This window comes from Pedobacter sp. N23S346, from assembly GCF_048515415.1.
In the GTDB taxonomy this organism is placed as follows: Bacteria; Bacteroidota; Bacteroidia; order Sphingobacteriales; family Sphingobacteriaceae; genus Pedobacter.
The window spans coordinates 154,863-168,931 of sequence record NZ_JBLYEE010000004.1 but is presented as its reverse complement, the minus strand read 5'-3'; the positions used below and the strand labels follow the sequence as shown (position 1 = coordinate 168,931).

Here is a 14,069-nt window from a genome sequence, read left to right as displayed (position 1 = left end):
AACTCATATGAAACTATTAGAATATATTGACCGCATCAAAATCATACATAAATTGATAAAAGAAAGCCATACAGGTGCTCCAGAAAGTTTTGCGAAAAGATTATCTATATCAACATCGAGATTGTATGTGGTATTGGATGAATTGAAGCTGATGGGGGCACCAATAGAATATTCGCGCCAGTTGCAGACGTATTATTATACCCAGGCATTTGATGTAAATATCAGGGCTGATTTTACAATTTTAAAAACAGAAGAATTAATTCATATTAATGCAGGGTTTTTAAATCAAAATAATTATTCACTCCTTTTTTTGTAGAGTGGACAAAAGTAATTTAGTGGTGTTGCAACGAAAGGCGTAAACCGAAAAGCCTTAAATGAGTAGGTAAATTATTAGAATATAAAAAATGAAAAATTTAAATCAATTAGCTTTAAAAGAATTAAGTAATTCTGAAATGGTAAATATTGATGGAGGTAAACTTCCATATGCTGATTATACTTGGTCTAACACAGACAACGAACTCATATATACAGCTGAGGCTGTTGCCAATGGAGGTAAATTGTTATACAATGGTGTTGCTGCTGCATGGAATTGGGCTACAAGCTAATTTGCAGTTTACATAAAAAATCATTTATTGAAATTTCGATTCAATAAGATAATTAAATAAAGACTGATTTTTCAATTTTGAAAATCAGTCTTTTGTATAGTTCCAAACCTTATTTAAATAATACCAAGTATCAGATATTAGTAATGACAATGATAAAATACCCTAAAAATGTTTTACAAGCCATAATGTTGTTGATTTTTGGCTTCATTACACTTCTTCCCTTAATTGCCATTAACGAACTACACATCATAAACATACCCAAGGAAATATTTAATCATATTATGTTTCTATTATATTTTCTTGGAATAGTTCTTTTTTATACATTGAAAAACAAAGGAACAGCATCATTTATCTCCTTTTTCAAGACTGGTGATTCCTTTAATGCAATAGCCTACATAATAATATGCTTACTAGTGATGATTTTTCAAGTGGGAATAAATGTCCCCTTAGCTAAATTTATATCCTATCATTTTAGTAAAACGAATAACATAACAAACCCCCTAAATGATATTTATACAGTTTTAGCGTCAATAATCCTCGCTCCATTTTGTGAAGAAATTATTTTTAGAGGCATTATTCTACGTGGTTTTCTTGTTAATTATAATTTTAAAGTTGCCATTTTATTATCAGCTATTATTTTTTGCGTTTTTCATATAAATCCATCCCAACTAATAGGAGCATTAATTTTAGGATTATTTTTGGGGTATATATACGGATATACTAAAAACTTATTTACTACAATAATTTTTCATTCCTTATCTAATTTAATTAGTGTGTTAACTGCTTTGTTATTATTTCAAACTTTGGGTATTGGCAGGGCTGATATAATATACGGAAAGTGGACACTTCTTACTGTTGGCTTTAGTGTGATTTTGGTTGGATGTTTGATCTACTTACTTCACGCATTTGTTAAAAAGAAGTGCATAAAGAATGTTTAGCTATGATTCAAGTAATAAGCATTTATAGGTGGTCTAACGGTTAATTATGAATGTCAACTAAATAAGCTTTAATAATTTTTTATCCTAAAGTGCTATTAAAGTTAGATCCTTGTCTGTTATTGTTAAACCTTATTTATACACCAAAGCCAGATACCGCCCATGGTGGCTCACGCACCCGGCAGCCATACTTTTATAATTTATCGGGTGATTAGGCTGGGAATAAATTTCAATACTGATTTCGCTAAGCTGATTAGAAAGTGGAGCGGCGATAGTATGTACATAGGTTGATAAAATACTCGTTTTAGTAAAATAAATCTGGCTGTCAACAGTAACCGATCCAATTACCTCGCCATCAACATTTGTTAAAGAACAGGACAAATGCGTTGGCGCAAAGTTTCTGATTCCCGTTTTGCGGTTATGAATTTTATAGGCAGCTTCTTTCATGCTCCATAAAATCCAGACTGTTGTATTGGGGCAGCTGGAGGTTTTGATTAACTCCTGCTCTGCATTTGTGAAAATTTTTTCCAGGTATCCTTTTCTCCGCCAGTTGCTTTGCACTTTAGCCAGATCCAAATCTACCACATCGTTGCCGATCATTTTTCGCTTAGTTTTTCTTTGATTACCTCAATAGATGCCTTAACGGTGAGCATTTTTTCCATTGATGCGTTATCGATCGTGATGCCGAATGCTTCTTCAACATCTAAAATGATATCAACCAGATTAGCTGAATTGATATTCAGATCTTTGATGAAGTCAGATTCTTCATTCAGATTATCCAAAGCTTCCGAAACAGGTGCGTAAGTGGTGATAATAGGTTTCAGTTGATTAATTATTTCTTCGTTACTCATGGGTTATATTTTTTAAAAACGATACAGGCATTTACATCGCCAAAACCGAAGCTTGCTTTAATTAAAGTATTGATTTTTATCGATTTCATTTCCTGTGGAATTTTTTCCACATCGATTAACTCGGCAATAGCTGGATTTAAATCTTCACAGTTTACATTTGGAAAGAGAAAATCATGATGGATTTGCAGTACTGATGCCACACATTCTATGCTTCCTGATGCGGTTAAACAGTGGCCTGTCATTCCTTTTAAAGCATTGATAGATGGAAAATCACTTCCTTTCCGATTCAATGCAACTGTCCAGTTTTTAATTTCCAATGCATCCATTGCTGTAGCCGTTAAGTGACCATTAATGGCATCAATTTCATTGGCTTCAACTTTGGCATTTTCAAGCGCTTTTACAATGCATTTTTGTACTGCTGTGGAGTTAGGTGCGGTCATGGTTCCGGCGCCCCTTTGTCCGCCAGAATTTGTATGGCCACCTAAAATTTCTGCATAAATTTTTGCGCCCCGGGCTTTTGCATGGGTTAATGATTCTACTACAAAAGCACCAGCGCCACTTCCGGGTACAAAGCCACTGGCTGTTGCACTCATCGGCCGCGAACCTTGGGTAGGTGTATCATTATGTTTGTAAGTGCAAACTTTCATTCCATCAAAACCACCCCAAATGTATGGACCGCTATCACTGGTGGCACCAGCCAGAATTACATTGGCCTGTCCGCTTTTGATTCGTTCGTATGCCATAAGTAAACTTTCTGTTCCGGTGCAACAGGCGGATGAATTGGTGGTAATTTGATTGCCTAATCCAATTTTTCCAGAGAGATAGGCGCTTACGCCGCTATTCATGGTTTGCGCAACTACTGTGCTACCCAAACGTCTGATTTCTAGTTTATCAATCGTGTAAATGGCTTCTCTAAAACGGTCAATTCCGGAAGTTCCGGCACCGAAAACCATTCCATAATCCCAAAAAGGTTCATCTGTTTGATTTATCTCCAGGCCAGCATCCTTCCAGGCATCCAGGCCGGCGATAACGCCATATAAAATCCCGGAACTATTGAAGTTGCGTAATTCCAAAGGTGTAAAATATTGCGCAGCAAGCTCAGTTGATACATCAGGTAAACCAGCAATCTGGCAGGAGAATTTCAGATCACTTAAGTTTTGCTGGTGCCGAACGCCAGAAATTCCATTTTGAATGGCATGCAAAAAGGTTTCTAATCCAATTCCATTTGGCGAAACTACACCCATTCCGGTGATGACAACCCGATTATCCATTGGCATTTTTGATAAACATCCCGGCAAGTTCCCCATAGCAAACTTTTTCTCCTGCTTCATTTTGCATGGTAATTTTACACTTCAATTTGTTAAAACGGAAGTATATTTTTTCGGAGATGACGATTACTTTCTCTCCTGGAAAAACAGGTCTTAAAAACTCAACATTTGAAGAGGTCATCGCAACCTTACCATTATATTCATTTTTATGGGCTGACAGCAGAAAAATTCCTAAGCAAACTAAACCGATTTGTGCCATGGTTTCCGTCAAAATTACGCCAGGTGTTACCGGATTGTCTTTGAAGTGACCTTTGTAGAAATCAAGTTCAGGGCTAAAAGTAAAAGTACCTGTTACGCCATCTTCTGTAATTTTTTCGATTTCATCAACAAATAGAAATGGCCTTGAATAAGGCAAGAGGTCTATAATTTGCTGTGCTGTCAATTTTACCATTCTATTAAAATTCTTTGTGCAGAAAATCCAGGACCAAAACTCAACATTAAACCTTTTTCACCTTTAGCGGGTTTTGAATCCAGAAAACGTTCCAAAACATATAAAACCGTGGCGCTGCTCATGTTCCCGTAAAGGCGTAATACTTCTTTGGTATCGTTAATATTCTTTCCTAGTGCGCCAAATAAGCTTTCTACCATTTGTACAATTTTTTTCCCTCCCGGATGAAAGATGAGGTGATCGATATCGCCTATTTTTAGGTTTTGCTTAGCTAAAAAAGGGTGGATTATATCAGGGAAATGGGCTTCAATGGTTTGCGGAACTTCAATATTCAGTACCATTTTCAATCCTGTATTGGTGAGGTCAAAGCCCATCATGTGTTCTGCGTCGTAAAAATGATACATCTCTTCAGCGATTATTTCAGGCCCTTCATCTTCTTCGTTAGAAGATAGTAGCACGCATGCTGCGCCATCACCAAAAATGGCAGCACTTACAATGTTGGTCATGGAGAAATCGTTCAATTGAAACGTTGCCGTAGGTGATTCTACCGCCACAACAGCTGCTCTTTTTCCCGGGTTTGCTTTTAAGAAATTCTTGGCATAAATCATTCCTGAAACGCCTGCAGCACAACCCATTTCTGTAACAGGTAGCCGAACAATATCCTGACTAAGTTTTAATTTATTAATCAGGTAGGCATCCAAAGATGGAATCATAATTCCGGTACAGCTTACGGTAATCAGAAAATCCAGATCTTCGGGTTTCCAGCTGGCTTTTTCCAAAGCATCGGTTAGGCATTGTGTCCCTAACTTTATTCCTTCCCTGATATAGATTTTGTTTCTTTCTTCAAATGAAGCATCACTAAAAACCTCTTCGGGCGACATGAATGAGTAGCGCTTATCAACCGCAGCATTTTCGAAAATCTTTTTTACTTTCCTGATAAACCGTTCATCCTGCCCATTTAACCAGGCATCTAAAAAAGGCACAATTTCTTCAGTGGCACGATTATAAGAAGGCAAGGCTTTACTCAGGGCTTTAATTTTTACGCTCATATTGATTTTATAATCCATTGGTAACGAAAAGCCCATCGCCATCGGATAGTGAAATTGTTAAACTTTAACGCTGTAGAATACTGCTGCAGATCAGTTTTTTTAAAGCCTCTTAAAATGGAAACCAATCCATCTTTTCGCGACATTTCATTTAATCTGAAGATAAAACAGATGGCATTAAATAAGTGATAAGCCAGTTTGCTGCGGTGTAAATCATTAATAACTATCCCAAGTTTGGTTTGTTGCCGGAAAGACTCCATCAAATTTAAAATTTCGCTATCCTTAAAATGGTGCAAGGTTAGGGTACATAAAATGATATCAAAATCCTTTGCTTTAAAGGCGTCGCTAAAAACATCAACACAGTCATAATTGATATTATCATAACCTGTAGATAAACCTTCAGCATGCCTGATGGTAAAAGCATTTGCATCAACACCAATCAGGTTTAGTTTCAAATTGTTTTTTACACCATAATCTGCCAGCGTTCTCAACATGTCTCCGTTTCCACAACCCACATCTACAATAGATATTTCCGCCTCTTTCTTTTGGCTGTTGATTAAAGTTTTAACACCATCCAGGGTTACTTTGTTTCCGCCCAATAGTTTATTGATGCTGGCAATTTTGTCGAGTGCATCTCGCAATACCTCACCCTCGAGTGCAAAATCATCCATCAGTTCGGGTTCATCGCTTCTTGTTCTGGTGTTTACCGGCATTTAGCTTAAGGTTATAGGTTTTCCGTGTGTACGTTTAATTATTTGTGGCAATAGCATAGGGAATTTAGCGATATAGTTAATTAAAAAATCAGATAGCCTTTCTTTTTTTAATAACGCTGAAAGTAGCTTTCCGGTTTTTAATCTCGAATTAAAATTAAATTTCCATTGAGCTATATATTCGCTTTCTAGTTTTTGGCGAGAGGTGATTGATCCATTCAAGAACTTTATGATTAACGTACTGGCTATTTGAGCAGCATGGATAGCCATCCCCATTCCGTTACCGCAGAGCGGATGAATTAATCCGGCAGTATCACCAACCATTAAAATGTGATTTTTAATGCATTCTTTCTGCTCGAATGAGATCTGACTGATGCTTAGTGGCGTATCAAACTGCATGGCGGTATTCTCCAGAATTGCTTTCAAATGCGGGTTTTGATACAATACTTTTTCCTGATGTTCTTTAATGTTTTTATGCTTTTTAAAGGAAGCATAATTTACCAGGTAGCAAATGTTGATCAGGTTATGCTCTACTTTTGATACCCCACAGTAGCCTCCTTTAAAATGGTGTAGCGCAACCAGATCATTTGGAAAATTACCTTTATAATGCGCTTTAACTGCGAGCCAGTCAGATTTTTCTTTGATAAATTTACGGTCTAATTTCACATCCAGGGTTGATCTTTTGCCGTAAGCCCCGATTGCAATACGACTTCGGTAATTTTTATCTTTAGTTGATACCGTAAAAATTTCATTGTTGAACACCACATCCAACACCGTATCCTGAATGATTACTGCTCCTGCTAGTTTTGCTTTCTCCAGCAAAAAGTGATCAAAAGTAAAGCGGCTGATTCCAAAACCTCCTAATGGCAAATCGCAACCAATCAGGGCACTTTTCGGCGTGCTCATTTCAAATTTGGTGAGTGTAGTAGGCAGTAAAATAGCTGGATGGGCACCTAAAGCATTTAAGTAGGGTAAAACCTCGTTTGAGATATATTCTCCACAAACTTTATGGTGCGGGTAGCTTTCTTTTTCGATTACCATTACCGCTTTGCCAGCTTGTGATAGATGAATCGCACTCACTAATCCAGCCAAGCCCCCTCCAATAATGATTACATCGGCATCAAGCATATCCTGCAATTTAGGATAATTATATGAAGATTGTTTGAAGAAGATGAACGATAGACGAACAACGACAAACGAAAATTGAACGTTAAAAAGATTTAATAAGATCGTAATTGTCAGATTACCTGTCGCTTCTTTCTTCCATATTTAAATCAGTGTCAAACGGACTCTTTGTAAATGGATAGATGGATTGGTTTACAAAACCTTTGGGATAGGAGGCCTCGTGAACGCCAGTACCTGCTGGCCATTCATTTTTAGGTAAATAGTAAGTTCCAAAAATCATATCAATGAAGGGGAAAATCGAGGCAAAGTTATGTCCATAATATTTAGGGTCTTCGCAGTGGTGCCAATGGTGGTACTGTGGCGTGGTAAAAATATATTTGAGCGGACCAAAATTTATTCTTGTATTCGCATGTATTAAAACTGCATGGATAGCAATGAAAATGATGTAAACATTAAATACCATCGGCGAAAAGCCAAAAATGTAAAGCGGAATAAAGGTCATTGCTCTGGTGAAAAAGATATCAATGAAGTGCGTCCGGCTTCCGGCAAGCCAATCCATGTTTTGTGTAGAATGATGGATAGAGTGAAAACGCCATAGTGATACACGCGTATGGAAAAAGCGATGTGCCCAATATTGAAACAAATCTGTAGTGAAGAAAGCTAAAAATAATGCAACGATAAAAGGTAAACCCTGCACCCAGGTATGGAGTTTGTCTAATCCCATCCATCCAAAAAATAATACTGCAGGTTTTTGGGTAATGATTCCGAAGAACTGAATAAATAAATGGCTGATCACGAAGTAAGTTAAATCTGTACGCCACTCTTCATGAAACTTGGTTTGCTCGTTGTTCTTTGGGAAAAATAATTCGAGTGGAACAAAGATCGCGACCATTAAAAGTAAATCTAAAATCATCCAGTCTAAACCAAAATGCCAGCTCGATTTTGCTACGTCTCTACCTTGAACACTTAAAGCGCCAAGAATAACGGCTAAAGCGGCAAGCGAAAATCCCGGCCATCCCCATTTTAATTTTTTACTCAAAATTATGCTCAAAGCCGCAAAGAAGAAAGAAGCAATTACGCCGCCCAACATCAAAACTTCCATACTATCTTTGGTGTATATTTCCCGAAACTCAGGAGTGGTCAGTTTTTCAGGGTAATGAAAACACAGGATTCCGAGCAAAGCCAAAACAGCCAGAAATATAGAGATATAACCACTTATCTGGCCCTGGCCAACAACTAAACGTTTATTTGGAGACATTATTTAACTTAAATTTTTTAATCAACAATTATACTGAAAATTATATTCTTATAAAACGTAAACTTTTATATCGGATTGCTTTGGCGGATTTTTAGATTCAGTCATGTTAAAGCTTTTAAGTATTAGCGAGCTGTCTAAATTTCATGAATGAAGATCAAATTGCTAAGTTTTGGTGGCCTTAGTTGGGGGAAATACTTACAAAGTTTTATGGTACTGTCATCCAACTTGCGGAATTCTTCAGCGCATAGGCTTTTGAAAAGCTTATAAAATCAGAAACATTTTTTAACGGAAAGGGTTGCTTTAATAGGCATTGTCGAAATGCGATGCTTTTCTTTTTTAAATAATAGGTAATTTTGAAAATACAATTATGCTACTTAACTATTTACGTTTTTTACTGCTTCCTTTCTCGTTAATTTATGGAATAGCCATCATCCTTCGCAAAAAACTTTACGATTGGGGTATTATGCGCTCCGTTAAATTTGATTTGCCCGTAATTTGTGTGGGTAACTTAGCTGTTGGAGGATCTGGCAAAACCCCAACTACAGAATATTTAGTCAGGTTACTGGCAGATTATAAAATTGCGATCTTAAGTAGGGGATACGGGCGGGAAACGAAAGGTTTTATTTTAGCTGATAACAATGCTACCGCAGAAACGATAGGAGATGAACCGCTACAGTATTACCATAAGTTTGAAGATGTAACGGTTGCTGTATGTGAGGATCGCGTTAAGGGAATCGAAAAATTAAAAGAAAACCACGATTTAATTATTTTAGATGATGCCTTTCAACATCGCCCGGTAAAAGCAGGTTTGAATATTCTACTTTTCGAGTTTCGGAAATTAGGTACGTTGCAGTTTTTACTTCCGGCAGGAAACCTGCGCGATGTTTTTGCATCCAGAAAAAGAGCCGAAATTTTATTAGTTACCAAAGCCCCGGTTCCATTATTGCATGTGGCGCAGCAGGCATCGATAAATGAACTGCAACCAAATAGCACACAGAAAGTATTGCACTCTTACTTAAAATATGGCGATCTTAAACACCTTTATTTAGAGGATAGCCGATCATTGGAATCAATTAAAGATTTTGAAATCTATTTGTTAACGGGCATTGCGAATCCAGATCCTTTAATTGAGGAACTGGAAAAGTATAGCAAAACCATTAAACATGAAAAATTTGCTGATCATTATGCATTCAAAACTGATGATATCAAGAAGTTTAAATCGGAATTTGAAGCAGGTAATAAAAAAGAAAAAATCATCATCACAACAGAAAAGGATAGCAAACGTTTAAAAGCTGCGGGATTTAAAGATTTACTGGTAAATTTACCCGTATATTTTTTACCCATCGAGGTTGAATTATTTGAAGAAGATAAGATTACCTTTGATGAACTTATTTTAAACTATGTTAAGAGTAATAGAAGAAACCGTTGAATATATCAAACGCAAAACTGAAAACTTTAAGCCCGAGATTGGTATAATTTTAGGAACGGGCCTTGGTGGCCTGGTGAAAGAAATTGAGGTTGAGCATCAACTGATGTACTCCAACATTCCGAATTTCCCTATATCTACCTTAGAGTTTCATAGTGGTAAGTTAATTTTTGGAACGTTAAACGGAAAGAAAATTGTTGCCATGCAAGGGCGTTTGCATTATTACGAAGGTTATAGTATGCAACAGATTACTTTCCCTGTACGGGTAATGAAAGGTCTGGGTATTGAAAACCTTATAGTTTCTAATGCAGCAGGTTCGTTAAATCCAGCATTTAAAAAAGGAGATTTAATGATTCTCGAAGATCACATCAACCTGCAGCCAGATAATCCATTACGTGGATTGATCGAAAGTTCACTAGGTCCGCGTTTTCCGGATATGAGTCAGCCCTATAAAAGAGATATCATTGCAAAGGCTTTAAAGATTGCAAGCGAGGTTGACATTAAATGCCATAAAGGCGTTTATGTAGCTGTTTCTGGTCCAAATTTAGAAACAAAAGCAGAATATAAATACCTTCGTTTAATTGGTGCAGATGCAGTTGGTATGAGCACCGTGCCCGAAGTGATTGTAGCTAACCATGCCGCCTTACCAGTATTCGCCATTTCGGTGTTAACCGACGAAGGTTTTCCGGAAGATTTACAACCATTTAATCTTGATGAGATTTTGGAAGCTGCAGCAAAGGCGGAACCAAAGATGACTGAAATTTTAACCCGCCTAATTGCTGAGTTATAAGATGGGTAAACTGGCTCAAATTTGTCTTTTAATCTTACTGCTAATCGGCATTAATAAAGCTTTTGCCCAAGATTTAAAAACAAACATCAATAAAAAAACCGAAGCAGATTCTATTAGAAAAAAACTAGATGGGCAGGATTCTGTTATTTATACCGCGAAATTTATTCGTTATACAAAACTTGGTTTGAGCAAAGACAGTATTGTATTGTTGCCTCTTGATACTTCTACCACGAATATTCAGAATTATAGTCCGCTTTTACAGCCGCAGCACCCTACCATTAACAATGGTAATATGGGGCTGTCTGCCAGGCCGCTGCTTTACGAACCAAGTAAAAGAATTGGTTTCGATGTAGGTTTTCATTCATTGGATTATTATGCAATGACTCCGGATGATATTATCTATTACCAGGCAAGGGCGCCCTATACCAGCCTTTATTTGGTAAGTGCAGGACAAAAGGAGCAGCTTTTCAAAATGATTCATAGCCAGAACATTAAAAAAAACTGGAATGTTGGGGTGAATTTTAACCGTGGAGATTCCCGGGGTTTTTACCGTAGACAGCGTGGTGATAATTTAAATGTAGCCGTTTTCTCCTGGTACCAATCACCTAGTAAGCGATACAACATGTGGGCTTCTGCCATTTTTAATACCATGCGTGCTTACGAAAATGGTTCAAATGGCGATACTACTATTTTTGAGCCTGGGTATAACAAAATTGATCGGGCATCTGAAGTGGTGAACCTCACTACAGCCAGGAATTTATACAAAAAGAATACACTCTTTCTAAAGCAAACTTACTACGTAGGCAGGATTGATACCTCTGCTAATGCGAATAATGCCGTTTTGCCTACTAATAAGGTTACCTACACCATAGAATACAATAGCGACAATTATAGCTTTGCTAAAAATGAGCTTGATGCAAATAACATCATGCCAATTGGATTTGCTGATCCTTCGTTTACGAATGATTCTACTAAAGTGCGGCATCTTAAAAATGAGTTTATTTATAGCTTTTTCTTTCGCCCAAAAAACTCAACGGTAATTAAAAATGAACTTAAGGTTGACGCAGGAATTCGTCACGATTATTATACTCATCGCTTTCTGGGTTTTAAACCCGATGGTTTAACTTATGAAGAAAGTCAGTTTACCTACCAAAATACGACCATTTTAGGGTCTGCCGGCTATCGTTTCTCTAATAACATCGATTTCAATCTTGATTTACAACAAATTTTGCAAGGTGAAAATGCAGGCGATTATTTGTATGAGGCCAAAAGCAGAATTCTCCTAAGCAAATCGGTTGGGAGAGTAGAACTTGGTGCTTATGTACAAAATCAATCTCCGTCTCAGCTTTTCAATTATTATCATGGCAACCACTACAGATGGGAAAACACAGGCTTTGAGAAGACAAAAATTGCCAATCTGTCTTTCAATTTTATTAATGATAAGTACGAATTTACGGCCGGAGCGAAGTATTTCTTAACCAGCAATTATTTATATTTTGGTTTAGATAACACCAATGGATCGAATGCAATTTCGCCACGGCAGGTTGATGGAGATATCAGCTTAATCAGATTTGATGTTTCGAAAAAGTGGCGGTTCGGAAAGTTTGTTATGGAGAATTATCTGGCCTATCAAAAAACTGATAGAAATGAAATTTTGAGAACCCCAGAATTCTATACCTATAATAGTATTTATTTGAATAGTACTTTCTTCAAAGTATTGAAATCGAATATTGGCTTTGATGTACGGTATAATTCTGAATATGCTAATTATTCTTATTCGCCTGCTACCGCACAGTTTTATATAGGCAGTAACACGGTTTATAAATCAACACCGATTGTTGATGTGTTTTTTAAGGCTAATTTGAAACGGGCGAATCTTTTTGTTAAATATGATTTTATAAATCAGGGGTTATTTGTACCTGGTTATTATACGGTGAATCGTTATCCTATGCAGGATGCGTTGCTGAAGTTCGGTGTAAGCTGGAATTTCTATGATTAGATTTTTGTCATTCAGGGCGATTTAAAACGAAAGTTACTGAGCTGCATATTTAATGAAACATTAAGGGATTAAGATCATTAAATTGATGAGCTTTTACAGGATCAATAGTTTTCAGGAAGAAAATGGGGAAAGCGCTTTAATGAAACATTAAGGCATTAAGATCATTAAATTGATGAGCTTTTACAGGATCAATAGTTTTCAGGAAGAAAATGGGGAAAGCGCTTTAATGAAACATTAAGGCATTAAGATCATTAAAGTTAATTAGCCACATATAATGAGTGTGAGCAAGAATGGGTGATCTGCGTCTTAATACTGATAGTTTATTCTGCTATAGAAACCTGCTTATAAACGAAAAAAGCCGTTTTGAATTAAATCAAAACGGCTTTTAAAATTTTTAGGCTTTCTTAGAAAGAATAACCTACTGAGAAACCTAATACACGGTTAGTCAATTTGTTATCATTGTTATTTGATCTAGAATCTTTAGATGTAAGATTTGATAATCCTAAACCATAGTTCGCACCAACAGAAATACCTGAATTTAAACGGTAAGCCAAACCAAAGTTTGCTCCGAATTCAGTACTGCTATAATCTTTATCTGCAGCACTACCAAAAGATAAATCGTTTTCACCTGAGGTTGTAACTGTTGAGCTTGAATTGTTTGTGTTATTAACTGCAGTAGCGGTTGATTCTAATTTATTTTTTCCAGATATGTTGAAACCGATGTAAGGACCAGCACTGATTTGAAATGCTCCAGCATCTCCAGTAGGAATTCTAAACACTGCATTAACTGGAACTTCAATAGTCATTAAACTAGCTTTATTACTAGAAATTGTAGTAGTAGTAACGTTTGCTGCTGTTACAACATTTGTTGACTCAAACTTTGCTCCCTTGTTTTGTAATGAAACTCCTGGTTGAATGAAAAAGTTGTTTCCAACACCAAAGTCTGCAAATGCAGTAACATTAAAACCTACATTACTTTTAACATTGTCGTTGAATGAATTTGAGAAAGCGTCATCTCCGCCCATGTGGAACTTAGCTAAGTTTACACCTGCTTTGATTCCAAATCTAGCATCAGAACCCGTCATTGTTGTTGTTTGTGCGAAAGCACCTGTTGCCATTAATAATACTGAAGCACTTAATAATAATCTTTTCATGATATTTTTTCTTTAAGTAAAGAATCTTGTTTTTAAATTTTAGGCCGAAACCTTTTGTTAATTACAAGCCTCAATTCCAAAAGCTGTGCCAAAGTATCAGGTGTGTTACAAAATGTATGGTAAGCCGTTGGTTTACAGTGCCTGTTTTTGATGATTTGATAGCGGAATACCCATAACGGGAATATTTTATGCGCTGTTTAAAATTGTATACAAATCAGGAATTTTATTAAAAGCGGTGTATTTTTAACGCATTACTTTAGTTTATCAACTTACGAAATTTCCAAAGCCAGGAGGGCGGGAAGAATTTCGTCAGTTTAATGATAAATCTTTGAGACTGACAATGTATAGACCATTGCTCATGGCCACCAAAACTTCGTAAGTCAGATCAACTTGCGCAGTCTCGAAGGCCAACGAGCGAGGAAAGACTTCGAAAGTTTAGCGGAAACATCAAGAG

The 14,069-nt window shown here is 36.7% G+C and carries 15 protein-coding genes; 6 read left to right on the top strand and 9 right to left on the bottom strand.

Annotation, left to right across the window (positions count from 1 at the left end):
* Positions 1 to 7: 7 nt before the first annotated feature.
* The 3 genes from ACN1CD_RS09620 to ACN1CD_RS09610 all read left to right on the top strand — a co-directional run bounded on the left by ACN1CD_RS09620 (position 8) and on the right by ACN1CD_RS09610 (position 1,543).
* The gene (locus tag ACN1CD_RS09620; RefSeq protein ID WP_419130176.1) at positions 8 to 316 is read left to right on the top strand and encodes a hypothetical protein; all 309 of its coding nucleotides are present in this window, start codon (positions 8 to 10) and stop codon (positions 314 to 316) included.
* Between the two features lie 88 nt (positions 317 to 404).
* Positions 405 to 605, top strand: coding sequence for a hypothetical protein (locus ACN1CD_RS09615; protein ID WP_419130175.1), 201 nt, complete (start codon positions 405 to 407; stop codon positions 603 to 605).
* A 143-nt stretch (positions 606 to 748) separates the two neighbouring features.
* A complete protein-coding gene (locus ACN1CD_RS09610; protein WP_419130174.1) occupies positions 749 to 1,543 on the top strand; it encodes a lysostaphin resistance A-like protein in 795 nt (264 codons plus the stop codon).
* A gap of 129 nt (positions 1,544 to 1,672) precedes the next feature.
* Here the strand turns inward: ACN1CD_RS09610 and ACN1CD_RS09605 are convergent, their stop codons facing one another.
* The 8 genes from ACN1CD_RS09605 to ACN1CD_RS09570 form a co-directional block, all read right to left on the bottom strand.
* The gene (locus ACN1CD_RS09605; protein ID WP_419130173.1) at positions 1,673 to 2,140 is read right to left on the bottom strand and encodes a 4'-phosphopantetheinyl transferase family protein; all 468 of its coding nucleotides are present in this window, start codon (positions 2,138 to 2,140) and stop codon (positions 1,673 to 1,675) included.
* A complete protein-coding gene (locus ACN1CD_RS09600; RefSeq protein WP_419130172.1) occupies positions 2,137 to 2,391 on the bottom strand; it encodes an acyl carrier protein in 255 nt (84 codons plus the stop codon). The genes ACN1CD_RS09605 and ACN1CD_RS09600 overlap by 4 nt, the downstream gene beginning before the upstream one ends.
* Complete coding sequence (locus ACN1CD_RS09595) at positions 2,388 to 3,662, bottom strand: beta-ketoacyl-[acyl-carrier-protein] synthase family protein (RefSeq protein WP_419130171.1); 1,275 nt, start codon at positions 3,660 to 3,662, stop codon at positions 2,388 to 2,390. Before ACN1CD_RS09595 ends, ACN1CD_RS09600 begins: the two co-directional genes overlap by 4 nt.
* The gene (locus tag ACN1CD_RS09590; protein ID WP_419130170.1) at positions 3,655 to 4,110 is read right to left on the bottom strand and encodes a 3-hydroxyacyl-ACP dehydratase FabZ family protein; all 456 of its coding nucleotides are present in this window, start codon (positions 4,108 to 4,110) and stop codon (positions 3,655 to 3,657) included. The genes ACN1CD_RS09595 and ACN1CD_RS09590 overlap by 8 nt, the downstream gene beginning before the upstream one ends.
* Positions 4,104 to 5,156 (bottom strand): type III polyketide synthase, encoded by a 1,053-nt coding sequence (locus ACN1CD_RS09585; protein ID WP_419130169.1) that lies wholly within the window; start codon positions 5,154 to 5,156, stop codon positions 4,104 to 4,106. Before ACN1CD_RS09585 ends, ACN1CD_RS09590 begins: the two co-directional genes overlap by 7 nt.
* The gene (locus ACN1CD_RS09580) at positions 5,153 to 5,866 is read right to left on the bottom strand and encodes a methyltransferase domain-containing protein (RefSeq protein ID WP_419130168.1); all 714 of its coding nucleotides are present in this window, start codon (positions 5,864 to 5,866) and stop codon (positions 5,153 to 5,155) included. The genes ACN1CD_RS09585 and ACN1CD_RS09580 overlap by 4 nt, the downstream gene beginning before the upstream one ends.
* Entirely contained in the window at positions 5,867 to 6,991 is a 1,125-nt protein-coding gene (locus ACN1CD_RS09575; RefSeq protein ID WP_419130167.1) for an NAD(P)/FAD-dependent oxidoreductase, read from the bottom strand.
* Positions 6,992 to 7,106: 115 nt separating this feature from the next.
* A complete protein-coding gene (locus tag ACN1CD_RS09570) occupies positions 7,107 to 8,246 on the bottom strand; it encodes a sterol desaturase family protein (protein WP_419130166.1) in 1,140 nt (379 codons plus the stop codon).
* Positions 8,247 to 8,613: 367 nt separating this feature from the next.
* Here ACN1CD_RS09570 and lpxK point away from each other — a divergent pair, with 367 nt between their 5' ends.
* From lpxK to ACN1CD_RS09555, 3 genes are read left to right on the top strand one after another with little or no spacing between them, the layout of a single operon-like run.
* Positions 8,614 to 9,675: a tetraacyldisaccharide 4'-kinase gene (lpxK, locus tag ACN1CD_RS09565; RefSeq protein WP_419130165.1), complete on the top strand. Its 1,062-nt coding sequence runs from the start codon at positions 8,614 to 8,616 to the stop codon at positions 9,673 to 9,675.
* A complete protein-coding gene (locus ACN1CD_RS09560; protein WP_419130164.1) occupies positions 9,647 to 10,462 on the top strand; it encodes a purine-nucleoside phosphorylase in 816 nt (271 codons plus the stop codon). The genes lpxK and ACN1CD_RS09560 overlap by 29 nt, the downstream gene beginning before the upstream one ends.
* Positions 10,449 to 12,461, top strand: a complete 2,013-nt coding sequence (locus ACN1CD_RS09555; RefSeq protein ID WP_419130163.1) for a putative porin — start codon at positions 10,449 to 10,451, stop codon at positions 12,459 to 12,461. Before ACN1CD_RS09560 ends, ACN1CD_RS09555 begins: the two co-directional genes overlap by 14 nt.
* 404 nt (positions 12,462 to 12,865) lie before the next feature.
* Here ACN1CD_RS09555 and ACN1CD_RS09550 read toward each other — a convergent pair whose 3' ends face one another.
* Complete coding sequence (locus tag ACN1CD_RS09550; protein WP_419130162.1) at positions 12,866 to 13,615, bottom strand: porin family protein; 750 nt, start codon at positions 13,613 to 13,615, stop codon at positions 12,866 to 12,868.
* Positions 13,616 to 14,069 lie beyond the last annotated feature (454 nt).

Excerpts from the sequence above, each read along its gene's own strand:
- ACN1CD_RS09570 (WP_419130166.1), bottom strand. The coding sequence starts at position 8,246 with ATGTCTCCAAATAAACGTTTAGTTGTTGGCCAGGGCCAGATAAGTGGT.
- lpxK (WP_419130165.1), top strand. The coding sequence starts at position 8,614 with ATGCTACTTAACTATTTACGTTTTTTACTGCTTCCTTTCTCGTTAATT.
- ACN1CD_RS09550 (WP_419130162.1), bottom strand. The coding sequence starts at position 13,615 with ATGAAAAGATTATTATTAAGTGCTTCAGTATTATTAATGGCAACAGGT.
- ACN1CD_RS09560 (WP_419130164.1), top strand. The coding sequence starts at position 9,647 with ATGTTAAGAGTAATAGAAGAAACCGTTGAATATATCAAACGCAAAACT.
- ACN1CD_RS09620 (WP_419130176.1), top strand. The coding sequence starts at position 8 with ATGAAACTATTAGAATATATTGACCGCATCAAAATCATACATAAATTG.
- ACN1CD_RS09610 (WP_419130174.1), top strand. The coding sequence starts at position 749 with ATGACAATGATAAAATACCCTAAAAATGTTTTACAAGCCATAATGTTG.
- ACN1CD_RS09595 (WP_419130171.1), bottom strand. The coding sequence starts at position 3,662 with ATGGATAATCGGGTTGTCATCACCGGAATGGGTGTAGTTTCGCCAAAT.
- ACN1CD_RS09575 (WP_419130167.1), bottom strand. The coding sequence starts at position 6,991 with ATGCTTGATGCCGATGTAATCATTATTGGAGGGGGCTTGGCTGGATTA.
- ACN1CD_RS09600 (WP_419130172.1), bottom strand. The coding sequence starts at position 2,391 with ATGAGTAACGAAGAAATAATTAATCAACTGAAACCTATTATCACCACT.
- ACN1CD_RS09585 (WP_419130169.1), bottom strand. The coding sequence starts at position 5,156 with ATGAGCGTAAAAATTAAAGCCCTGAGTAAAGCCTTGCCTTCTTATAAT.
- ACN1CD_RS09590 (WP_419130170.1), bottom strand. The coding sequence starts at position 4,110 with ATGGTAAAATTGACAGCACAGCAAATTATAGACCTCTTGCCTTATTCA.
- ACN1CD_RS09615 (WP_419130175.1), top strand. The coding sequence starts at position 405 with ATGAAAAATTTAAATCAATTAGCTTTAAAAGAATTAAGTAATTCTGAA.
- ACN1CD_RS09580 (WP_419130168.1), bottom strand. The coding sequence starts at position 5,866 with ATGCCGGTAAACACCAGAACAAGAAGCGATGAACCCGAACTGATGGAT.
- ACN1CD_RS09605 (WP_419130173.1), bottom strand. The coding sequence starts at position 2,140 with ATGATCGGCAACGATGTGGTAGATTTGGATCTGGCTAAAGTGCAAAGC.